This is a genomic window from Pedobacter sp. (genome assembly GCF_039594775.1).
Classification (GTDB): Bacteria; Bacteroidota; Bacteroidia; order Sphingobacteriales; family Sphingobacteriaceae; genus Pedobacter.
Window position 1 is genome coordinate 212573 of the sequence record NZ_JBCNMT010000008.1, and the last position, 22982, is coordinate 235554.

General features: G+C 38.5%; 17 protein-coding genes. 13 read left to right on the forward strand and 4 right to left on the reverse strand.

The window, feature by feature from the left end:
• The first annotated feature begins 204 nt into the window (after positions 1-204).
• The gene (locus ABDV71_RS17410) at positions 205-1449 is read left to right on the forward strand and encodes an ABC transporter permease (protein WP_343534861.1); all 1245 of its coding nucleotides are present in this window, start codon (positions 205-207) and stop codon (positions 1447-1449) included.
• A gap of 473 nt (positions 1450-1922) precedes the next feature.
• Here ABDV71_RS17410 and ABDV71_RS17415 read toward each other — a convergent pair whose 3' ends face one another.
• A complete protein-coding gene (locus ABDV71_RS17415) occupies positions 1923-3119 on the reverse strand; it encodes a pyridoxal phosphate-dependent aminotransferase (RefSeq protein ID WP_343534836.1) in 1197 nt (398 codons plus the stop codon).
• 256 nt (positions 3120-3375) lie between these two features.
• Here ABDV71_RS17415 and ABDV71_RS17420 point away from each other — a divergent pair, with 256 nt between their 5' ends.
• The 4 genes from ABDV71_RS17420 to ABDV71_RS17435 all read left to right on the forward strand — a co-directional run bounded on the left by ABDV71_RS17420 (position 3376) and on the right by ABDV71_RS17435 (position 7554).
• On the forward strand, positions 3376-4350 hold the full coding sequence (locus tag ABDV71_RS17420; RefSeq protein WP_343534839.1) for a cation diffusion facilitator family transporter: 975 nt from the start codon (positions 3376-3378) through the stop codon (positions 4348-4350).
• A complete protein-coding gene (locus ABDV71_RS17425; protein WP_343534841.1) occupies positions 4351-4794 on the forward strand; it encodes an NUDIX domain-containing protein in 444 nt (147 codons plus the stop codon). It abuts the gene before it with no gap.
• The gene (locus ABDV71_RS17430; protein WP_343534842.1) at positions 4784-5662 is read left to right on the forward strand and encodes a type II CAAX endopeptidase family protein; all 879 of its coding nucleotides are present in this window, start codon (positions 4784-4786) and stop codon (positions 5660-5662) included. Before ABDV71_RS17425 ends, ABDV71_RS17430 begins: the two co-directional genes overlap by 11 nt.
• A 107-nt stretch (positions 5663-5769) precedes the next feature.
• The gene (locus tag ABDV71_RS17435) at positions 5770-7554 is read left to right on the forward strand and encodes a response regulator (protein WP_343534843.1); all 1785 of its coding nucleotides are present in this window, start codon (positions 5770-5772) and stop codon (positions 7552-7554) included.
• Here ABDV71_RS17435 and ABDV71_RS17440 read toward each other — a convergent pair.
• The 3 genes from ABDV71_RS17440 to ABDV71_RS17450 all read right to left on the reverse strand — a co-directional run bounded on the left by ABDV71_RS17440 (position 7547) and on the right by ABDV71_RS17450 (position 11467).
• Positions 7547-8281: an MIP/aquaporin family protein gene (locus ABDV71_RS17440; RefSeq protein ID WP_343534844.1), complete on the reverse strand. Its 735-nt coding sequence runs from the start codon at positions 8279-8281 to the stop codon at positions 7547-7549. The genes ABDV71_RS17435 and ABDV71_RS17440 overlap by 8 nt on opposite strands.
• Positions 8282-8362: 81 nt before the next feature.
• Positions 8363-9850: a glycerol kinase GlpK gene (gene glpK, locus ABDV71_RS17445; protein WP_343534845.1), complete on the reverse strand. Its 1488-nt coding sequence runs from the start codon at positions 9848-9850 to the stop codon at positions 8363-8365.
• Between the two features lie 24 nt (positions 9851-9874).
• Entirely contained in the window at positions 9875-11467 is a 1593-nt protein-coding gene (locus tag ABDV71_RS17450) for a glycerol-3-phosphate dehydrogenase/oxidase (RefSeq protein ID WP_343534846.1), read from the reverse strand.
• 151 nt (positions 11468-11618) lie between these two features.
• Here ABDV71_RS17450 and ABDV71_RS17455 point away from each other — a divergent pair, with 151 nt between their 5' ends.
• From ABDV71_RS17455 to ABDV71_RS17490, 8 genes are all read left to right on the forward strand, one after another.
• The gene (locus ABDV71_RS17455) at positions 11619-12380 is read left to right on the forward strand and encodes a DeoR/GlpR family DNA-binding transcription regulator (protein WP_343534863.1); all 762 of its coding nucleotides are present in this window, start codon (positions 11619-11621) and stop codon (positions 12378-12380) included.
• Positions 12381-12761: 381 nt separating this feature from the next.
• Positions 12762-16079, forward strand: coding sequence for a SusC/RagA family TonB-linked outer membrane protein (locus tag ABDV71_RS17460; protein WP_343534847.1), 3318 nt, complete (start codon positions 12762-12764; stop codon positions 16077-16079).
• Between the two features lie 18 nt (positions 16080-16097).
• On the forward strand, positions 16098-17690 hold the full coding sequence (locus ABDV71_RS17465) for a SusD/RagB family nutrient-binding outer membrane lipoprotein (RefSeq protein ID WP_343534849.1): 1593 nt from the start codon (positions 16098-16100) through the stop codon (positions 17688-17690).
• A 24-nt stretch (positions 17691-17714) separates the two neighbouring features.
• Positions 17715-19259 (forward strand): DUF5689 domain-containing protein, encoded by a 1545-nt coding sequence (locus ABDV71_RS17470; protein ID WP_343534851.1) that lies wholly within the window; start codon positions 17715-17717, stop codon positions 19257-19259.
• 78 nt (positions 19260-19337) lie between these two features.
• Positions 19338-20144: a hypothetical protein gene (locus tag ABDV71_RS17475; RefSeq protein WP_343534853.1), complete on the forward strand. Its 807-nt coding sequence runs from the start codon at positions 19338-19340 to the stop codon at positions 20142-20144.
• 31 nt (positions 20145-20175) lie between these two features.
• Entirely contained in the window at positions 20176-21591 is a 1416-nt protein-coding gene (locus tag ABDV71_RS17480; RefSeq protein WP_343534855.1) for a calcineurin-like phosphoesterase family protein, read from the forward strand.
• A gap of 25 nt (positions 21592-21616) precedes the next feature.
• On the forward strand, positions 21617-22519 hold the full coding sequence (locus ABDV71_RS17485; protein ID WP_343534857.1) for a glycerophosphodiester phosphodiesterase family protein: 903 nt from the start codon (positions 21617-21619) through the stop codon (positions 22517-22519).
• Positions 22520-22569: 50 nt separating this feature from the next.
• Positions 22570-22982 (forward strand): MFS transporter (locus ABDV71_RS17490; RefSeq protein WP_343534859.1); only part of this gene is annotated, 413 nt, incomplete at its 3' end.

Below are 22982 nucleotides of genomic sequence, written 5' to 3' on the forward strand. Positions count from 1 at the left end.
TTTCGATACAGTAAATTAGGGCGCAAATTTACTAAATTATATTCTGTATTTGCAATTAAATATCAGTAGATAAGCCAGTCATTTGTCAGATGTTTTTAACAAGCCATTGCTATAAATAGTTTGCAATACTTTTTGTATTTGCCTTTTTACTTTTAAGCTGTAATAGGTGTAACCTTTTTGATTACATTTGGTCTAACGATTATGGTGCTAGTTTTTAGACTTATTGGCGAGAGTTTTAGGTTTGCCTGGGACGCTCTTAGACAGAACAAATTGCGGACTTCGCTTTCCCTTTTGGGGATAACCATTGGTATTTTTATCATTATCGCCGTTTTTACGGGCGTAGATACCATGCGCAATAAAATACAGGCAAGTGTAGACAAGCTTGGCTCTAATACATTGTTTGTGCAAAAATGGCCTTGGATTTTTGGCGATAACTATCCTTGGTGGAAGTATGTAAACCGCCCGCAACCTTCTTATAGGGACTATTTGTCACTAAAAGAAAGAATGGAAAGCGCTCAAGGCGTTTGTTTCGAAATCTCAGCCAGTAGCAGAACCATAAAATATAGAAGTAATTCGGTAGAAGGGGCAACGTTAAATGCCGCTACACAGGAGTATGATAGAACTTGGAACTTGGAATTTCAGGCCGGTCGTTACTTCACCGAGAATGAAGGTAGGTCGGGTAGCCCTGTTTGTATTATGGGTGCAGAAATAGCAGAAGGACTTTTTGGAAGTGATGACCCTATAGGTAAACAAATTAAGCTAATGGGCAGACGTGTTACTGTAGTGGGAGTTTTCAAAAAAGAAGGGGAAGATATGATGGGCATGTCGCAGGATAAAAACGTGCTGATACCTATGAATTTTGCTAAAGGTATTTTTGATATTAACAACGAGAGATATAATCCGCAAATTACCGTTAGAGGGAAGGAAAGCATTAGCTTAGAGGAAGTAGAGAGCGAATTGAAGGGGCAAATGCGAGCAGTGAGGAGGATAAGTCCTGGGCAAGAAGATGATTTTTCGTTGAACAAAACTACCATGCTTTCCAATCAGTTGGATCTAATGTTTTCAGCTATTAATATAGGTGGTTGGGTTATTGGTGGCTTTTCTATTCTCGTAGGAGGCTTTGGTATTGCTAACATCATGTTCGTTTCTGTAAAAGAGCGTACCAATATTATCGGTATACAAAAATCTTTGGGGGCCAAAAATTACTTTATCCTTTTACAGTTCATATTCGAATCGGTGGTGCTTTGCCTAATGGGTGGGTTGTGCGGTTTGGCACTCGTCTACATTCTTACGGTCGTCGTCACGAACTTGGCAGATTTAGAGGTCATCCTTTATATGAGCAATGTTATGCTGGGGATTGGCGTTTCTGTAATCATTGGAATCATCTCTGGTTTTTGGCCAGCTTATTCGGCATCAAGATTAGATCCAGTAGAGGCCATTAGAAGTTAAAGATTGGTAAATTTCATCAAAAGAAAAATAAGCGGACGGCAAACATCTCGTCCTTTAGTTTCAAGATGAAGTTAATGTTCCAATAAACACTAAGTGTCTAAGTTCGATATGTCGGTCGTCACCCTGAATTTATTTCAGGGTCTTTTTTGTGTTAAAAAGATGCTGAAATAAATTCAGCATGACGTTGCGCTTAGGCTGGTTGTAACCATGGTAATATTTTCAAAAAAATATTGGAATGAGGTTACATGTTATTTTCTTAATGTAAATCAGTTTTTTGCGAATTAGGTTTTTAGACACTTCTTTCTCTGCGTTAAAAGGGATAGCAGTGTAAAGCCCAGAATGTAGCGCAGCGTAATGAGGACTTGAAACAAATAGCCCGACTTTCGGAAGAGAAGGGTAGTACTATTGCTTTTCAAACAAAAAGAGCCTTGGCATTAACCAAGACTCTTCTGTTATTTTATAAAAAAATGCAACTAGCTCAGTTTTCCCAGCGCTTCTTTAATTCTTCTTAAAGCTTCTACCAAACTCTCGTCTGAAGCTGCGTAAGACAAACGAATATAATTGTCATTACCAAAACTATCGCCGCCTACGGTAGCCACATGGCCAACGTTTAATAGGTAAAGCGCTAAATCGCTTGAATTTTTGATTACATTGCCATCTGCATCTTTTTTACCAAAGAATGAGCTGATTTCTGGGAAGAAATAGAAAGCGCCTTCTGGCAGATTAGTTTTAACTCCCGGAATGTCCTTCAACAAATCGTACACCAATTGGCGACGACGAGCGAAAGCTTTCTTCATTTCGTTTACCGTATCTAAACCTTGTTCATAAGCTACAATACCAGCACGTTGTGCAATTGAGCAAGTGCCCGAAGTGGTTTGGCCTTGTAATTTGTCGTTTGCAGCGGCAATTTCCTTGTTAGCAGCAATGTAGCCTAAACGCCATCCAGTCATGGCAAAAGCTTTAGAAAAGCCGTTTACAATAATTACACGGTCTTTGAGGCTTGGAAATTGTGCAATCGATTCATGTTTGTCAACAAAGTTGATGTGCTCATAAATCTCATCGGAAAGGATGTAGACATTTGGGTGTTTTTCGAATACCTTTGCTAGCGCAGCAAGTTCGTCTTTGCTGTATACAGTGCCCGTAGGGTTGTTTGGCGAAGAGAACATGAACAACTTACTTTTTGGAGTAATGGCCGCTTCTAACTGTTCAGGGGTAATTTTGAAATCGCTTTCAATCGAAGTATTGATGAAAACAGACTTCCCTTCGGCAAGGGTTACCATTTCAGAATAAGAAACCCAATATGGCGTAGGGATGATTACCTCGTCACCAGGGTTAATTAGTGTTAAGATAACGTTTGATAAAGATTGCTTGGCACCGGTAGAAACTACAATTTGAGAAATGTCGTAATCAAGATTGTTCTCGGTTTTAAGCTTGTTGACAATGGCTTGGCGCAAATCTGGATATCCCGGTACTGGAGAGTAACGAGTATAATTTTCGTCCAATGCTTTTTTTGCAGCTTCTTTAACGTGTTCTGGCGTGTTAAAATCTGGTTCGCCTACACTTAAACTGATTACATTTACGCCTTTTGCAGCTAACTCGCGACCTAGTTTGGTCATTTTTAGCGTAGCGGATTCTGAAAGGTTATTTATTCTGTCTGATAAAATACTCATGATGCTTTTGTGAGATAACAAATATAGAAACCTTATTTATAATGCCCTAATAAAAGATGTATTTTAATGGTAATAGTTTGATCTTTTTAAGGTTTTGTTAAAAATTTGGCAATAGCGGTTCCTGCCAATGATTTTAGAGTTTTATTTGTATAATTAAAAATATGCTTTTGCTTTCCTGTTGATGAAAGAAACAATATTTTGTGTGTAAACATAAAACTTTTTAAGCGTAATTTTGGCAAATAAAAACAAGCCAGCTTTGATCACGAATAAAAGAGCCATATTAATATCGCTTTGCGCCAGTATTTTGTTAATGCTAGCCAAGTTTATCGCTTATTTCATTACCAATTCCAATGCTATTTTAACCGATGCTGCTGAAAGTATCGTAAATGTGTTGGCTAGTGGTTTTGCGTTTTATAGCATTTACCTGGCCACTCTGCCCAAAGATGAAAATCATCCTTATGGACATGGAAAGGTAGAGTTCTTTTCTGTTTTTGTAGAAGGGATACTTATATGCATTGCGGGAGTGGTGATCCTGATTAAATCGGTATATAGCTTGTTTTATGGCAATGAGGTAAGTGATTTGTACAATGGTGCGTTGATTATCGCTGGAACTGGCTTGATCAACCTTGTCATAGGACTTTTTTTAATCAAAACCGGAAAAGCAAACAAATCATTAACCCTGGAAGCTGATGGGAAGCATTTGCTTACTGATGCTTTAAGTAGTGCGGGTTTGGTGGTGGGTATTGTCATTATTCAGCTTACCCAAATTTTATGGCTAGATAGCGTAATTTCCGTTCTTTTGGGAATTTACATTGTATTTAGCGGCTATAAACTTACCCGAAGATCAGTAGGAGGCTTGATGGATGAAAGCAACTTAGAACTGGTTGAAGAAGTGGTGGAAATACTACAGAAAAACAGGCAGCCGAGCTGGATTGATATCCATAATCTAAGGGCACAGCAATACGGTGCAGATCTGCATATCGATTGCCACGTAACCTTGCCATATTATTTTGATTTGAATACTGTTCATCAGGAAATATCGGCCATAGACAAGCTTATTAACCAATCTGTGAATCATCAAACCGAGTTGTTTATTCATGCCGATCCATGTTTGCCTGCCTGCTGTCATTATTGCAAAATGGAAAATTGCCCGGTTAGAGCCGAAGCTTTTAGGGGTGAAATTAAGTGGGATATGGAGAATGTTACCAAAAATCAAAAGCACTTTCAATAAATGAGTTATTTCAATATTAGAGTTTACGGTTTGCTGATTAACCAAGACCAAGAGGTTTTATTGAGTGATGAGTTTGAAGTTGGACGGTATTTTACCAAATTTCCAGGTGGCGGATTGGAACTGGGTGAAGGGCTGATCGATGGTTTAAAACGCGAGTTTATAGAAGAATGTGAAGCGGAGGTAGAAATTATCAGCCATTTTTATACTACTGATTTTTACGAAAAATCTTCTTTTAACGAAAGCCAGGTTATTAGTGTTTACTACTTGGTTAAGGCAGTTGATCCATTGCAATTAAATTTTAAAACTCAAGCGTTTGATTTTGATGAAGGAGTGAATCAATCTTTCAGATGGAGAAAAATTAACGAACTTACTGAAGATGATGTCACTTTTAGGACCGATAAAACCGTAGTGAAATTATTGAAAGCACTTGCATATGAGGAATAATATTTTCTATTACCTGGCGCCCGTATTTAGGGTGACACTGTTTATTTTTCTGTGTTTTGTTTGCATTCTTCCTTTTGCGCTGGTTGTGCAGTTAAATTTTCTTCCTCCGGCACCAAATCAATTACTTGCTGATATTTCGGCACAGGCCAGTTTAGTTATTGTGGTGGTCAGCGCATGCCTCATGATATTTAGGATTTTACCTTATTTGGATTTTTATGCGGTATTTGTAAGAAGGGAAGGAGCATTAGGAGGTTTTTTAAAAGGTTCGGCAATTGGTTTAGTGTTCATGGCACTTTGTGCCTCGTTGCTTTATTTTAATGGTAACGTAAGCTTTAGTTTAAAGAATATAGCTGTTTCTGCAGTGCTGTTATACTTTGTTTACTTTCTGCTAATTGCCGTTTTTGAGGAAATCTTGTTTAGGGCTTATCCATTATTTGCTTTCGCGGAGCGATATCCTGTATGGTTTACTATCTTTTTTAACGGGATATTATTTGCATTGGCACACTTCGGGAATCCAAATTTCACAGCTCTAGGTCTATTCAACATTACCTTGGCCGGAATGCTTTTTTGTATCTATACCCTGCAGAAGAAAAATATATCATGGGCAATAGGTATTCATTTTGGATGGAATTTCACTCAGGGAATACTCCTTGGTTATAATGTAAGTGGTAACGAAATGCCAGGAGCGGTAAAAGCTACTCCCGTGGGTTCTACCTATCTATCTGGTGGTGCATTTGGCATTGAAGGTTCTATTTTCTGCACCGTTCTTTTGATTGTTTGGATAGCTTGGCTTATTTATCGCAAAGGTTTTGGGGAGGTAGAAATATATGACCCACAGGTAAAACATCATCTTCATGAGGCCGAATAATTAAGCTAAAGCTGGTTGATTATTTATTTTTTTGTCAATAAGTGTATAATTTGATGGATTTTACATTTAAGCTTCGTATAATTGGTTAACACACTAAGTTTAGCTCCATGTCCCTTATACGAGATTTTATTGAGAAAATAACTGCTAGAGAAAGCGATCCTATAAATCAGGCTCGTACTCAGATGTTATTCTATCTGTTACTGGCCTATTTCTTTTTTGGTTTATCATTAGTAGTGGCTTATGGTTACACAGGCCAAATTCCCCAATTGATTAGAGCGATAGTCATCTCTGTTTTGGCAGTGATATTTTTATATGTGCATTATACCTTTAACGTTTGGAGAATATTATCGCATACGGTTTTGGTTTTAATTACGGTGTTGGGGGTGTGGGCAAATATCCTGATCTATGTGCAAGGCATTAACGCAGCTACGCTACAGTACATTTGGTTGGCATGTGCCTTTGGATTTTATATGCATGGATCAAAGTTGGGATGGGTATATGCGGTGGTTAATATTTCACCGGTTCTTGTTGATGCTGCTTTTTTCAGTAAAGACTATTTTTTCTTGGGTGGTGGTCCTCAGGTAGTTGCCAGGCCTATATACATTTATGTGTTGATCTATGATTTTTTTGCGATTGCTTTTCTGCATTACTTCTTTTTCAAGGTGTTTAACAAGAATATAGCCACTTTAACGGAAACAAAAAACCAACTTAATAGCACTAACGAGAAACTGAGCAAGACCATTGAGGATATCAAGGAGCTTTCTAATGTGAGGATGAGGTTTTTATCGACAATGTCGCATGAGTTAAGGACACCGCTAAATGGAGTAATAGGATTGACTAATGTATTATTGCATCAAGAACCCCGTAAAGACCAAGAGGAAACCCTTTCTGTACTTAGATTTTCTGCCGAGAATTTATTGGCCTTGGTGAATGATATTTTAGACTTTAACAAGCTTGACTCTGATGTGGTTGAGTTAGAGAACATACCTTTTAATTTGTTTGATTTGGTAGAGAATATCTATGCGACAACAAAACTAAAAGCATCGGAAAAACAGCTTGATTTTACATTTGAGATAACAGAGCCATTGCGCTCCCTAACCTTAATTGGCGATCCTACGCGTATTACACAAGTATTATTGAACCTGCTGAATAATGCTGTTAAATTTACAGAGAAGGGGAGTGTGAAGCTTGTTTGCCATGAATTGGGGTTTGCGGATGAAAATGTTAAAATAAGATTTGTGGTAGAAGATACGGGTATTGGTATAGAGAAAAGTAAACAAGGTGGTATTTTCGATGAGTTTGTACAGGCATCGGCAAGTACAACCCGAAATTATGGAGGCACCGGATTAGGTTTGCCTATTGTAAAGAGGGTATTAGAATTGTATCAATCGACTATTCAAATTGATAGTAGTATTGGGAAAGGGGCTAAGTTCAGTTTTGATATTGTGTTCCCCTATAAAAAGAACATTGCTGATGATGTGGAAGTTAAGGCCATTGCCGAGTCCAGAACGTCGGATTTGTCAAAATTGAAGATTTTGGTGGTGGAAGATAATGCGGTAAACGTGATGGTGATTAACAAAACGCTCAACAGGATGGAGATTAGTCCAGACGTGGCTGAAAATGGAAGAATGGCGCTCGAAATGATTGCCGTTAACCATTACGACCTTATCCTGATGGATTTATATATGCCTGAATTGGATGGTTACGAAACCACTAAAATGATCAGGAGTTTGCCGGACCACAGCAAAGCCCATGTTCCTATCATTGCGCTTACCGCTACGGTAAATAGTCAGGTGTTGGATGATGTTTTAGCGGTTGGAATGAATGGTTATTTATCTAAGCCTTTCCACCCAGATGACTTATTTGAAGAGTTGCGCAAGCACGTTAATTGATTTTTAAGAACAGGTATAGTAGTGCCGCTAAACTTGAACCTATCACTGGACCAATAATGGGGATCCAAGCGTAGCTCCAATTACTGTCGCCCTTTCCTTTCATTGGGATAATGCTGTGTGCAATTCGAGGTCCTAAATCTCTTGCAGGATTGATGGCATAACCTGTCGTTCCACCCAAACCCAGGCCAATTACCCAAACTAAAAAGGCTACGGGCAATGCGCCAACCGAGCCAAGGCCAATAGGGGTTTTTTCACTCCCCATTTCCCCTCCGGTAATATAGAAAATCACAAAAATAAGTACGAAGGTGCCTACAATTTCAGAGAATAAGTTAGAGGCTTTGTTGGGAATAGCCGGTCCTGTGGCAAAAGGAGCTGCTTTTAAACTTTTGTCTTCAGTGGCATCAAAATGGTCTTTGTAAAAAAGCCATACCAACAGCGAGCCTGTAATGGCACCACCTACTTGTGCAAGCATATAATATGGAACTTTTGCCCATTCAAAAGCATTGGTAATGGCTAAGGCCAGTGTTACGGCAGGGTTAAGATGTGCGCCACTATGTGGACCAGCAACTACTACGGCTACAAATACGGCCAAGGCCCAAGCGGTGGTAATTACAATCCAGCCGCTGTTGTTACCTTTGGTATCTTTAAGGACTACATTGGCTACCACGCCATTTCCCAATAAGATCATGATGGCTGTGCCTATAAATTCTGCAACGTATATGTTCATAAGGAATGATTAATTGTATGAACTGGTTATTTGGTTTAATTATTAAAGCTGTATCAGCCAAAAAAAGTCAAATGCAAATTACTATTCTGTATTTGCAATGGCCGCTCTTACTGCCTTTTTCCAACCGCTGACGCGTTTGCTATGGTCAATGTTGGAGTTGGCAATAAAGGTTTTGTTTACTTGCCATTGTGATTTGATTTCTTCGATATTTTTCCAAAAGCCTGTGGCTAAGCCTGCCAAATAAGCGGCACCAATAGCTGTTACTTCGGTAACTTCTGGCCTTACTACTTTGCAATTCAGTAAATCAGCCTGAAATTGCATGAGCAGATTGTTCGTAGTAGCACCTCCGTCAACCCTCAATTCCGAAATAGGAGTGCCGGCATCTGCTTGCATGGCATTTAAAACATCCATGGTTTGGTAGGCAATGCTTTCTAGAGCGGCCCTAGCTATGTGCGATTTGTTAGTGCCTCTGGTAATACCGGTAATAGTGCCCCTGGCATCTTGGTTCCAGTAGGGGGCGCCTAATCCAGCAAATGCTGGAACAATATAAACGCCTTGTGTATCTTCAACTTTTTTGGCAAGTTGTTCTACATCTGCTGATTTTTCGATCAAGCCCAATTCATCCCTCAACCATTGTACAATTGCGCCAGCAATGAAAATACTGCCTTCAAGGGCATAGTTTACCTCGCCGTTAATTTGCCATGCAATAGTGGTCAATAGGTTGTTGGTAGAAGTTTTTGGCGTTTTACCAATGTTCATGAGCATAAAGCAGCCTGTGCCGTAAGTGTTTTTTACCATTCCTGGCTGTGTACACATTTGTCCAAATAAGGCCGATTGTTGATCACCGGCAATACCTGCAATTGGAATTTGCGCCGCCAAAATGTTTCCTGCTGTGGTTCCGTAAACTTCGCTTGATGATTTTACTTCGGGCAGCATAGAGCTGGGAATGCTGAATAACTCAAGCAAATCCTTGTCCCATGTTAACGAGTGGATGTTGTATAGCATGGTACGTGAGGCATTGCTCACATCCGTCACGTGAACTTTTCCAGCGGTTAAGTTCCAAATGAGCCAGCTATCAACAGTACCAAAGGCTAATTCCCCTTTGTCAGCTTTTTCTCTAGCGCCTTCAATATTCTCTAAAATCCATTTTACTTTGGTGGCCGAAAAATATGAATCGATAATCAATCCGGTTTTCTCCTGTATTTTTTGGGATAATCCTTGCTTCTTTATTGAATTGCAATATTCGGAGGTCCTTCTATCTTGCCAAACAATGGCATTGTGAATTGGTTTGCCTGTGGTTTTATCCCAAACTACCGTAGTTTCACGCTGGTTGGTGATTCCAATGGCCTTAATATCGGCAGCGGTTAAATTAGCTTTGGCAATGACCTCGGTAGCTACAGATAGTTGGGTAGACCAAATTTCACTGGGATTGTGTTCTACCCATCCAGCTTGAGGGTATATTTGGGTAAATTCCTTTTGAGCTATGGCAATTATTTCGCCGCTGTGGTTAAAAACAATGGCGCGTGAACTCGTTGTCCCTTGATCTAGAGATAAAATGTAATTGCTCATAGCTTATATTTTGGCTTCGAAAAATTATTCCGTTAGAACGGGATTTTGCTTTTTATTTTTTACTTGGTAAGTGTATCCTTCTGCTAATTTAACAAAAGATTTTACTTGTTCATCTTCCCATTGTTTATCAGCGCCAATCTCATTGGCCATAATTGCAGCAACGGTTGTGCTCATTTCAATAGCTGCCTTAGCGTCAATGATAAGTACCCTTAAGCGTCTGCTCAGCATATCTTCTACTGTTTCCGCCATTTCGTTTTTAACACTCCAAACTACTTCTGCAAAAGTATAAGGGAAATTGGGGTGCAGCTTTTGAGCTAGTTCTGGCCTTTGTTCAATAAGCGCTTCTATATTCGCCCTGTCGGTACCGTAAATGTTTAAATAATTGTTGTCGGTACTTTCATTGCAGCCATGGATCGCCAATTGACTTGTTTGACAAGCTTTTTGCGGTAAGCCAGCTTCTTTAATGGCCAGGTTAACCGTTTCTTCGGCCATGCGGCGGTAGGTGGTCCATTTACCACCAGTGATGGTGATTAAACCTTTTGCCGAAACCATTAGCTTATGGTCTCTACTGATTTCTTTGGTGCTGTTGGTATTACCATCAGTAGGGGCAGCTAGCGGTCTTAATCCAGAGAAAACACTTAGGATGTCGCTTTCTGTAGGTTTTGTTTTGAAATAACTGGCCGCTGTATTTAAAATAAAATCTGTTTCTTCTTTTAATGCCCTAGGCTCCAAACTGTGTTCGTCCAAAGGCGTGTCGGTAGTTCCTACCAATAAGTGGTTATGCCACTGTACCGCAAAAAGCACCCTGCCATCAGATGTTTTAGGGATCATTAATGCGGAATCGCTATTTAAGAACTCTTTTTTCAGCACAATGTGTACCCCCTGGCTTGGTCTTACGGTCTTTTTAGCCTCCGCATTGCTCATCTGTAAAATCTCATCTACAAAAACTCCTGTGGCATTGATAACTACTTTGCCATATAAATGAAAGGTTTCGTTTGTAATGGCGTCGGTGGCGGTTATGCCGGTAATTTTTTCACCATTTTTAAGGAGACTGTTCACCTTCATATAATTCACCAAGATAGCGCCATTTTCTTTAGCCGTTTGCGCAATATTGATTGCCAGTCTGGCATCATCAAAGCGGCCGTCGAAATAGCGTATAGAGCCTTTTAAGCCCTGTTCTTTAATGCCTGGCATCAAGTGTAAGGTTTCTTTTTTAGAAAAAAACTTAGAGGTGCCAAAACTGAAACGTCCCGCTAACCAATCGTATAGTTTCAAACCGATAAGATATTTGGCTACTGAAAACCAATCGTAACATGGGATAAGAAATTCTTCCTTATGCACTAAATGAGCTGCATTTTTTTGCATCAGGCCCCTTTCTTTCAGGGCGTGCTTTACCAAGGCAATATCTCCTTGTGCAAGATACCTAACCCCGCCATGAACTAATTTAGTGCTTCTGCTTGATGTTCCTTTTGCAAAGTCGGCTTGTTCAACCAATAAGGTTTTTAATCCCCTGCTGGCGGCATCTAATGCGGTTCCCAAACCTGTTGCACCTCCACCTATAATAATAATATCCCATTCAGATTTGTCGACCAAGTGATGTTTGTGTATTCTTTGCATAGTTAAATTGTAATAAAACGAAACAATAAGCAATTATAAGTAATCAAAATCGAAATAATAGAAACTTTGGTGAAAATATTTTTCTACAATAAATATGGTAAGGGTATTTATATTAATTATTAACTTGCGATTAAATGTAAACGCTATGAGCATGACGCTGGCCGAAAGGCACCAATTTATACTTAATCGTATCCAGCAAGACCAATATATAAATGTTGTAGAACTTTGCAAAGAGTTGAAGGTTTCTTCGGTAACCATCCGTAAAGATCTGAAATTGCTGGAAGATAAAAACCTGCTTTTCAGAACACATGGTGGTGCTACCCTAAATAATCCTTATACGGTCGACCGTCCGGTGAATGAGAAGGAGAAGATGCAGTCGAACGAGAAAAATAAAATAGGTATTGCAGCAACGAAGTTGTTGAAAGAAAATGATTCTATTGTAGTTGCTTCTGGCACTACCTTATTATATTTTGCCAAGAATATTCCCGCAGGTCTTAACATCACGGTGGTGACTTCTTCGTTAAACATATCGATAGAGTTTTTGCGTAACCCTGAAGTTGAGGTCATCCAGTTGGGTGGTTTGTTGAGGAAGAGTTCTTCGTCTGTAATGGGAGTATATGCAGAGCAGGTTTTGCAGGATTTTTACTTCAGTACTCTGTTTTTAGGGGTAGATGGTATTGATTTAGAACATGGCTTTACAACAACTAATGCTATGGAGGCGCATTTGAATAGGCAAATGATTAAGGTTTCGCAAAAAGTGGTGGTATTGGCCGACTCGACCAAATTTGGGAAGAGAGGGTTTGGTAAAATATGTGGTTTTGAAGATGTAGACCATATCATTACCGATAGGGGTATCTCTCAGCAAATGATCAATCATTTAGAAGGTTTAGGCATTACCGTTACCATGGTGTAGCCATTTAAGTGTCTTTGATATAAGAGCGCGATATTTTATTGCGCTTTTTTATTGTGTTTTCGTGTTGTTTCTTGTTTTATTTCTTTTTGCGCTTTGTGTGTTTTTAAAAGGCCTTATAGGTTGTCCATTTGCTCTTTTTGAGCTTGTTCAGAATAATTTTTTTTATTTTTTTGAAAAATCGTAATTTATCTTTAGTTTCAATTTGTTTTTATTTATTGTTTATTGTTATATATTTGAATAATAGTAATACAAATTGTAATTGCGAATTGTTTCAGATAGGTTAATGCTTAGTTAATATATAATTAACAAAAGCGACCTAGTTTTGCGACAATCGGGAAAAATTATAATTGAAACTAGTAAATAACCCGATATAAATTAATTATGAACAAAACAGTTACTCAAAAGGCTCGCATGTGCCCACATGCCGCGGAATGCGAAAGCAAACTGCAGTCACAGCTTTCTGTAATCGGTATTTTGAAGAAGCAGTCATTTAGAAGCGTAAGTAGCGTTACATTTCTATTTGTTTTGCTTTTCCAGATTTTACTGATGCATAATGCAGTGGCACAAACAACATCTCAGAACATTACGGTAAAAGGAAAGGTTTTGGATGCTGATGATAATTCTCCTATTCCTAGTGTTAGTTTGGTCAATGCCATTACGAAAAAAGTATTGGGACAAACAAATGAACAGGGAGAGTTTAGTATTTCAGTGGCAAAAGGCACAATTGTTAATTTTAGTATGATAGGCTATAATACTAATGCTAATACTTTTTCTTTGCCAGTTAATAATGCTGTTGTTAGATTGAAATCGTCTGCATCAACGTTGGATGCTGTGGTGGTGACGGCTTTAGGTATAAAAAGGGAAGAGCGGGCCTTAGGTTTTGCGACGACCACCGTTAGTGGGGAACAGCTTACAGATGCAATCGCTGGTAACTGGACGGATGCGTTATCTGGTAAAGTCGCTGGTTTAAATTTGGTACGCTCAAATAGTGGTCCTACAGGTTCCAATAAAATAATTTTACGTGGAGAAAATAACCTTACGGGCGATAACGAAGCACTTATAGTAGTGGATGGGGTGGTTGTGAATTCAGGTAGTGGTAAGCGTACGGCTGTTAGTGGAGAATCTACATATGCTACAGGAGCTGATAACTTACCTGCCGATTACGGTAGTGGTATCAATGATATTAATCCTGAGGATATAGAAAGTGTAACTGTTTTAAAGGGGCCTGGAGCAGCTGCTTTATACGGGCAAAGAGGTGCCAATGGTGCTATTATTATTACCACAAAATCTGGTACGGCTAATAAAAGAGGTTTAGGGGTGACTATTAACTCTAATACATCATTCGAAAGTATAAACCGTTGGCCAGATCTACAATTTGAATATGGACAAGGTTTGGATGGTGCATTATATTACTCTTATGGGACTACAGCTGATGGCGCTAGTACTAGTGGTACTTCATCTGCTTATGGTCCGAGATTTGAAGGACAAATGTTTTATCAATGGGATCCAGTAAGACAAGATAGAGGGCTGGAAAGAACACCATGGGTTCCTTATACCAATAAGTTGAACGAATATTTTGAGGTTGGTTCTACTTACAATAACTCTATTAGTTTAGATGGAGGTACAGAAAAAACTACTGCTCGTTTTTCGTTTACAGACGTTAGAAACAAATGGATTATGCCAAATACTGGTTATAACAGAAATTCATTGTCTTTATCTGTAAACTCTAAGGTTAACGACAAGTTGACCATCAATTCTAAAATACTTTATAATAAAAAATGGAGTGATAATTTGCCTAGTGCTGGTTATGGTAACCAATCTATTATGTATTGGTATATTTTCTGGCAACCAAATGCAGATTTGGATTGGTTGAAAAATTATTGGAAAAATGGCCAACAAGGAAGAGCCATTTCATATCCTTTTAGTTCTTTCCCAGAGAACCCTTACGCAATTGCAAATGAATTCATCAATAGATCTGATAGAGATGGTGTAACTGGAAACGTTCAGGCTAGTTACAACTTTACCAAAGAATTAAATTTAATGGTAAGAACAGCTGTGGATCTTTCTTATGAGCAAAGAGCACAGGAACGTCCTTTTGATGCGGGTACCAGATTACCTAAAGGTTCATATCGTGTGCAGAATATCTTCTCGCAAGAAATTACAAGTGATTTCCTTTTGAGATATAATAAGAAAATCAATAAGGATTTTAATGTTACTGCAAGTGTTGGAGGAAGTACATTACAAAATAAATACAACAAAGATGAGGTTAGGATTGACTCTCTAGTATATCCAGGAGTTTATAGTTTGTCTAATAATTTGGGGCCGCTGGTTACCATGCCTTACAAAGCAAGCTATAAGATCAATAGTTTGTACGGTTTGTTTTCTGGGTCATATAAGGATTACTTATACATAGATGTTACAGCTAGAAATGACTGGTCAAGTATTCTGGCTAGCCCTCAACGTACAAACGAAGTAGGCTTTTTCTATCCTTCGGTGAGTTTGAGTTTTATTCCAAGTTCATTATTTAAACTACCTAAATCTATAGATTTTGCAAAATTAAGAGCTTCATGGTCTGAAGTAGGTAGTGGGGCACTTAATCCGTATCTAACCGCATTTAACTATACTACAGCTGGTAGTTTATATAATGGCGGATTGGCCAATCCGGGTACTTTGGCAAATCCAAACTTGAAGCCACTTTCTACAAGAACACTCGAGATTGGCGCTGAGGTAAGAATGTTAAAAAGTAGATTGAATTTTGATTTAGCGGTTTACAGAGGTGTTACAGATGATCAAATTTTAGATAGGATTGTGGATAGGTCTACGGGGTATTCTAGAATGGTGATTAATGCGGGTAGTGTAGAGAATAAAGGTTTGGAGTTGTCGATTAATGCTAATCCAATAGTTTCTAAAAACGGCTTAAACTGGAAAGTTTTCTATACATTCTCAGCTAATAGAAATAAGATTAGAGAGCTAGCAGATAGTTCTGTAGTGTTAAGAACAGGACCTGTTGGTGGTGGTCAAATTGTAGCCAACATAGGCGGAAGCATGGGAGATTTGTATGGCCGTGGTTATGTGAATGCACCTGATGGACAAATTGTTTTTGATGGTACAACTGGTTTTGCTTTAATTACCCAAGATGTTAAGTATTTAGGTAATACCATTCCTAAATGGAAGATGAGTATTGGGAATGAATTTAGATACAAACGCTTTAGGTTGAATGTTTTGTTTGATGCGCAGTATGGTGCTGTAGCCCATTCATTACTAAACTATAAAATGGTTGAACAAGGTAAGCTAAAAAGTACTTTACCTGGTAGGTACAGTGGGATTGTAGGTAATGGTGTAGTAAGAAACGCCGACGGTACCTATAGAAAAAATGATGTAGCGACTTATGATATAGACGAATACTATCGCTCTGTTATGGGGCAGGATAATGCTGAAGGAAGTACATTTAGTACTGACTTTATCAAATTTAGGGAAGCAAGATTAGATTACACCTTTGATGCTAAACTAACTAAGCGTCTTGGCCTGCAGAAAGCAACCCTAGGTGTGTTCGGGCGTAACTTGTTTATTTGGTCGCCATGGCCAATGTTCGATCCGGAGTTTGGTACTTTAAGTGGAACCGATATTGTTCAAGGATTTGAAACTGGACAGTTCCCATCAACAAGAACTTTCGGGGTAAATCTAGTAGTTGGATTCTAATTCTATATGATCATAGATATGAAAATGAAATTGAAAACGTTAATTGTGCTTTTAGTAGGAGTAGGTATGTTAGCCCCTTCTTGCACAAAGGATTTTGCTGAAATTAATACAAATCCGAATAATACTCCAAATGCTCTGCCTCAACAATTGCTTGCTCCGGCATTAGTAAATACCATTAGTAACAATATGATAAGAAACCGTAACTTCAATAATGAATTGATGCAGGTTACGGTAGATGTTAATGATGCCGAAGGTAAAGTGTTCAGGTATGATTTTAGAGATAGCTGGTCTGATTATAGTTGGAATGGACTATATAGCCAGTTGACAAACTTTAAAGATTTATACCTCACGGCTGCTGACCCAGTGAATGATAACGCAACCTATAGAGGTATCTCATTGGTATGTCAAGCTTGGATATACTCTATCTTGACAGATACTTATGGTGATATCCCCTTCTCAGAGTCAAACAAGTCTAGAGACGAGAAGATTTATGAACCTAAGTTCGATGCTCAAATAGATGTATATAAAGGTTTGTTCGCAATGTTAGAAGAAGCCAATAATCAATTTAAGATTAATAAGGGAATTGTGGCCTCAAGCGATCCAATCTATGCTGGTAATATCACAAGATGGAGAAGATTTTGTAACTCGTTATACTTGCGTTTGTTATTGCGTGTTTCTGGTAAAAATGAAGTAGCAACTGATGTGATTGCGAAAATTCAACAAATAGTCTCTAATTCTTCAGACTATCCAATTTTTACAAGTAATGATGATAATGCAGTGTTGAAATGGACTGGTATAGCTCCTTACTCTTCACCATTTATTACGGCCGTTCGTGATCAGGACTTTCGTGTGCCTGCTATTGGTAGTTTCTTTATTGATAGGCTTAGGGATTGGGAAGATCCACGTCTTAACATCCCTGTTTATGGTAAAAATGGTTCCAATAGACTTGGTATAGCGCCTGCTTCAGGACAATTTATAGGTGTGGAAAGTGGATATTTACCAGGAACTGGTGCAGTAAGGAATGCTTACTTCTATTCTATGTCGCAAACAGTATCGGTGAACTCGGTGACCTATCCAGCCCAGTCGCTTCAAACTGAGCCTTTAACCGGTATGATTATGAATTATGCTGAGCTGCAATTTATATTGGCGGAGGCAGCTTTAAAAGGTTGGGTAACAAGTGCTACGGCAGATACTTATTATAAAAACGGTGTAAGGGGGGGAATTACACAATGGCTGCCGAATTGGCCTAATGGTACTGCAGTAACCACTGTTCCTACTTCTACAGAGGTTACAAATGCGTTAAATGCTTATTTAACATTTACTGGAATGGAATGGGATACAAGTTTGTCAATGAATGATTTGATGGAAAGACTTCATATCCAGAAATACTATGCAATGTTTCTAGTTGATTATCAGCAGTGGTTTGAGTATAGACGTACAGGTCATCCAATATTGCATAAAGGCGCTGGCTTAAGAAACAATGGTGTGATGCCAGCACGTATGAAATATCCAATTTATGTTCAATCAACTAATCCAACGAATTATAAAAAGGCAATAGCCAACCAAGGTGCAGATTTAATCTCTACAAACGTTTGGTGGCAAAAACCTTAATCTTAAAAAAGTAATTAATTAGATATGAAAAAGTTATCCAATTTAGTTTCGAGTTTGTCGTTGGTTTTAATGGCAATCATCATCGTTTCTTGTGATAAGAAGAATTATCAGGGTGGAGAGCCTAGTCCAATTATTAATATTGAACTATTAAGGGATTTGTATAAAGGTTCTGATTTAACCCTGACTCCTGATGCCATTTACAATGCCCAGCATGTTGGTGGAGTAGTAATTTCAGATTACTCCGGCCATAATATTCCATCAAATCTGCTGATTATCCAAAGTTCTAGGGGGTATAGAGGTTTAAGGGGGATTGCAGTAGATATAGGCGCTACCGAAGCTGCTAAATATGTTCCGGGCGATTCGGTACATGTCAATATTCAGAACGGGGTATTGAAAAGAGTTAATGGGATTTTACAGATCACTGGAGTGTCCGCAGAAAAGATTTCTAAGGTTGCCGCCAATAGAAATATCATTATGACTTCAGCATCGGCTGTAGCTGTAAAAAATACACCAGATGCCTATGAAAGTAGGTTGGTTACTGTTTATGGCTGTAACTTTGATCCAAATATTGGTGTAGAGACTTTAGAGGGTGTTAAGGATTTAAATGACGGAAGTGGTGATATGCAGTTGAATGTAGCATCAACAGCCGATTTTAAAGGTGAATTTTTGCCATATTCTGCAAACGTTACTGGTGTTTTACTGGGTTCAACAACGGGGAAAATGCAAATCTATCCTAGAAAAAAGGCTGACTTTGTAGCTACAAGTATCATAGTAGATCCAAATGTGCCATTGGGACCATCTCCGGCCATTATTACCGCTTTAATGTGTGATCCTTCCGGTACAGATACAAATCATGAGTATATTCAATTCTTGGCAACACAGGATTTAGATTTTAGAAGAAATCCATTTTGTGTAATTACTACTAATAATGCTGGTGCTTCAAATCCAAATAACGAAGCTCCACCTAGAGGATGGGCAACAGGAGCATTACGTACCTATAAATTTAATATTACCAGGGGAACGGTGGCCAAAGGAACTTTCTTTTACGTAGGAGGCTTTAAGAAAATAAATGGTTCAAGTTCAACTGATATTGCAGGTACCTCTAATTGGGCAGCAAGTAAGCTGTATGGTTCAGACAAAGGAGATGATGATATAGGCGATATAACCACTAATCTTTTAGCAAATAGCGGTAATGCTGCAGGTGTTGCAATCTTTAAAGGCACTAATGTGGATATTAACACGGTTCCTATTGATGTGGTTATCTATGCAGGTAATGGCACTATTTTTACTGCAGGACCTCCGGCGGTTGGTTATGCTATTGTAGATAATGATAGGTACAAGAGAAATAATGGTGCCACTTTCCAGCCTTTCTTAAATCAAGGTAACAATACAGGTAGGTACTTTACTACAATTACTCAAGGTTCACTTAACGTTTTAGGTGGTGTGTTCAACGTTACTCAAAATAAGTGGACAACAGCTAGGGTGAGCAACTCCTTAATCGCATTAACTAATAGTTCCCAAGTGGGTGAAATAGAGACTGGTGCAAAGGTTACTAAACTAGCTTATTAGATTTCGTTTAGCATTTAATCAAATGGAGCCTTTAATAGAATAATATTAAAGGCTCTTATTTTAAAATCGTTAATTGTTATGAAAAAAATTATACTTGCTGTTTTGATGATGTCTAGTGTAGGCTATGCAAAGTCTCAAATAGTTATTTCTGGTTATATGGCCAATCCATCTGGATCAGATAAGAACCAAGAATATGTTCAATTATTGGCCACCGAAGATATAGATTTTACACAAAGGAATTTTGCGCTAGTGGTTTGTAAAAACGGGACTACTATTGCACCGAATCCCGGAGAGCCAGCACCGCAGGGTTGGGCTACAGGTGGAGACCGTACCTATAAATTTAACTTGATAAGCGGTAACGTTAAAAAGGGAGAATACTTTTATGTGGGTGGTAAGAAAACCATCAATGGCGTTAAATCAACAAATATCTCTTCCGCAAAATGGATAGCAAGCAAGAATTACTCGGATGAAGCTGGAGATGGTTTTGGTAATGCAAGCGGTGGTTTGCTTCCGAATTCTGGTAGGGCTGTGGGGATTGCTGTTTTTGCAACAAGGGATGTTACGGCTACTACAGCTCCCATTGATGTAATTTTCTTTCAAAGCGCGGGCGGTGGCAACTTGTGGGAAGGAAACCAAGGCTATCTCATTTGCGATAACGACTTGTATAATTCTAAGTTAAGTCCTTATTTCAGAGGCTCAGGTAAAAATAAGGCCACCTTTAATAATGCAGAAGAAAGTGATACTGCACCATATTTTACAAAATTGGGAGGTCTTTACGATGTAACTGCTAAAAAATGGCTTACTTCTAGAAAGAACAACTGGGTTACTTTAAAAGAGGATAGTTCTTTAGAGGATATAGAGCAAGGAGCTACTCAAATAAAATAATTGCTACTTCAATAAATAACACTTAACATAAATGAACCGTAGAATTTTTTTGGAGCGATTTGGATTGCTGGCCACTGGAATGGTGGTGAGTTTAAAGTCTAGCGCTTTTAATAACCTTAAACATAGTGGCAGTATCAGTGGTGCCGTTACCGATGGAAAGAAGCCTATTGCCGATGTCGTATTATCGGATGGATTTGCCGTGGTAAAAACAGATGCTAATGGACGTTACACTATCCAGCTCAATGAGAAATCAGAGTTTTTATTTTTAAGTACACCGTCAGGTTATGATTTTAAAACTGATTCAGGTAGTGTCAATAGGCAGTACGAAAATTTGGGCGCCCGTAATGAAATTGATTTTAAACTTACGAAGCTTGGTCAGAACGATGATAAGCACCATTTTATCATTTGGGCCGATCCACAAGTTAAAAATAAAAAAGATGTCGCTCAAATGATGGAAACATCTGTTCCGGATGTTAAGCGTTTGCTGAAAGATATAGGTTCAAAGGAATTGGTTCATGGCATTGGCGTAGGTGATTTAGTTTGGGACAATCTTCCGCTTTTTGATGACTATAATAAGGCAGTGGAACAAATGGGTATTCCGTTCTTCCAATGTTTAGGTAATCATGATATGGATTATCGTCAGGGGGGTGACGAAACTTCCGATAGAACCTTTAAAAAATATTATGGCCCAACTTATTACTCTTTCAATAGAGGCAGGGCACATTACATCGTGTTAGATGATGTAAGGTATTTAGGAGAAGAAAGAAAATATGATGGCTATATTACCGAAGAACAGTTAGCTTGGATGGAAAAAGATCTTCAGCATGTGCCTAAAGATAATCTGGTAATTATCAACACTCATATTCCAATCCATAACAGCGTAAAGAATAACGAAGCATTTTATAAAATTCTTAAAGGCTTTAGTAATGTGCATGTGATGTCTGGTCATACTCATTACAATCGCAACGTTATTCGTGATGGTGTATTTGAACATAATCATGGTGCCGTTTGCGGAGCATGGTGGACAGGCCCGATATGTAGCGATGGCTCACCTAGAGGTTATGGAGTATATGAAGTGACCGGAAAGCAATTGAAATGGTACTATAAAGGAACCGGTTTGGATAGAAAATACCAAGTGAGTATTGATATTGAGCCATTGACGGGCAACAATCGTATTATTGCAAATGTATGGAACTATGATCCAGAATGGAAAGTGGAATGCTTTTTAGATGGTGTGTTAACCCCTATGGAAATGATGAAAGGCTTTGATCCCGAGGCTGTAAGGTTGTACTTGGGTGATAAGTTACCTGTAAGCAGACCTTTTGCTGAACCAACAAGAACCGAACATCTCTTTATGGCGCATTGCAGCACGTCGGTGAAAGCTGTTAAAATTGTAGCTACAGACCGTTTTGGTGAACAGTTTACCGCAGAAAAAAAGTTATCTTAAACCTCAAAATAAAAGACTTATTCCGATGAATAAAATAGTTTTTCCTTTAGGAGTTTTACTTGTGGCCTTTAGCGCCTGCTCCGCACAAAAAGCAACAAATGCAAAGAAAATGGATTTCCCTAGTTTTAGTGCTGAGGCTCATCGCGGAGGCAGGGGCCTAGTGCCAGAAAATACAATATTGGCCATGAAAGATGCCATGAGCTATCCGGCGGTAACTACACTGGAAATGGATACCCACATTACGAAAGATGGAAAAGTGGTAGTAACTCATGATGATTATTTAAGTCCTGGGTTTATGCTCACTCCTGATGGAAAAGAAATTCCGGCTTCGGATGCAAAAAAGTATAATGTTTTCCAGATGGATTATGGGCAGTTAAAAACTTTTGATATAGGGACTAAATTTCATAAGGATTTTCCTCAACAAAAAAAGGTGAAAACCTATATTCCTCTTTTGGCAGATTTGATCGATAGCGTTCAGCACGAAATCAAAGCTAAAGGTAAAAAACAATACTTCTATAACATAGAAACGAAATGCAGTGCCAAGGGCGATGGTGTAACCAATCCAGAACCGGCTGTTTTTGTAAAGCTGTTAATGGAGGTGATCAAATCGAAAAAGGTTGAGCAATATGTGGTAATTCAATCTTTTGATAAGCGAACCATCCAAATTCTTAACAAAGAATATCCTCATATCAAAACCTCTTATTTGGTAGCTAATAAGAAAAACTATGCAGAAAATATAGCAGATTTAGGCTTCAAACCTTTTATCATAAGTCCTAATTCAAAAATGGTTGATGCAGAATTTGTTAAAAGTGCGCATGCTGATGGGGTAAAAGTAATTCCTTGGACCGTTAACTCTGCCGAAGAAATAACTGCGTTAAGGTCGTTAGGCATAGATGGCGTAATTACAGATTATACTAATTTATTATAACCTCTAAATCAACGCTCTCCACTAACCAAATTAACAACTAACAAACAAACATGGGATTTAGAATATTTCCAAAACCAGCGGCACATAAACCATTATTGCCAGACCATACCGTAAAGTTGATATACGGCAAGGAAAGAATCAAGGTTTTTATTGGTATTTTCATAGGTTATGCGGCTTATTATTTCGTTCGTAAAAACTTTTCCTTTGCTATTCCGGATCTCCAATTAGAAGAAAATGGAGGATTCAGCAAACAGGAACTTGGGTTTGCGTTTTCTGCGTTGTCAATAGCTTATGGTTTTAGCAAATTTTTAATGGGCAATATTTCTGATAGGAGCGATGCTAGATATTTTCTGTCTATCGGATTGGTGTTATCTGCTTTTACAATGATTTTTATGGGGCTCGTACCTTTTGCAACATCGTCCATAGCACTGATGTTTGCGCTACTGTTTATCAATGGGTGGGT

What these genes read in the sequence shown, in the direction of transcription:
- ABDV71_RS17415 (WP_343534836.1), bottom strand. Translation starts at nt 3,119, where the DNA reads ATGAGTATTTTATCAGACAGAATAAATAACCTTTCAGAATCCGCTACG.
- ABDV71_RS17425 (WP_343534841.1), top strand. Translation starts at nt 4,351, where the DNA reads ATGAGTTATTTCAATATTAGAGTTTACGGTTTGCTGATTAACCAAGAC.
- ABDV71_RS17430 (WP_343534842.1), top strand. Translation starts at nt 4,784, where the DNA reads ATGAGGAATAATATTTTCTATTACCTGGCGCCCGTATTTAGGGTGACA.
- ABDV71_RS17435 (WP_343534843.1), top strand. Translation starts at nt 5,770, where the DNA reads ATGTCCCTTATACGAGATTTTATTGAGAAAATAACTGCTAGAGAAAGC.
- ABDV71_RS17440 (WP_343534844.1), bottom strand. Translation starts at nt 8,281, where the DNA reads ATGAACATATACGTTGCAGAATTTATAGGCACAGCCATCATGATCTTA.
- glpK (WP_343534845.1), bottom strand. Translation starts at nt 9,850, where the DNA reads ATGAGCAATTACATTTTATCTCTAGATCAAGGGACAACGAGTTCACGC.
- ABDV71_RS17450 (WP_343534846.1), bottom strand. Translation starts at nt 11,467, where the DNA reads ATGCAAAGAATACACAAACATCACTTGGTCGACAAATCTGAATGGGAT.
- ABDV71_RS17455 (WP_343534863.1), top strand. Translation starts at nt 11,619, where the DNA reads ATGACGCTGGCCGAAAGGCACCAATTTATACTTAATCGTATCCAGCAA.
- ABDV71_RS17460 (WP_343534847.1), top strand. Translation starts at nt 12,762, where the DNA reads ATGAACAAAACAGTTACTCAAAAGGCTCGCATGTGCCCACATGCCGCG.
- ABDV71_RS17465 (WP_343534849.1), top strand. Translation starts at nt 16,098, where the DNA reads ATGAAAATGAAATTGAAAACGTTAATTGTGCTTTTAGTAGGAGTAGGT.
- ABDV71_RS17470 (WP_343534851.1), top strand. Translation starts at nt 17,715, where the DNA reads ATGAAAAAGTTATCCAATTTAGTTTCGAGTTTGTCGTTGGTTTTAATG.
- ABDV71_RS17475 (WP_343534853.1), top strand. Translation starts at nt 19,338, where the DNA reads ATGAAAAAAATTATACTTGCTGTTTTGATGATGTCTAGTGTAGGCTAT.
- ABDV71_RS17480 (WP_343534855.1), top strand. Translation starts at nt 20,176, where the DNA reads ATGAACCGTAGAATTTTTTTGGAGCGATTTGGATTGCTGGCCACTGGA.
- ABDV71_RS17485 (WP_343534857.1), top strand. Translation starts at nt 21,617, where the DNA reads ATGAATAAAATAGTTTTTCCTTTAGGAGTTTTACTTGTGGCCTTTAGC.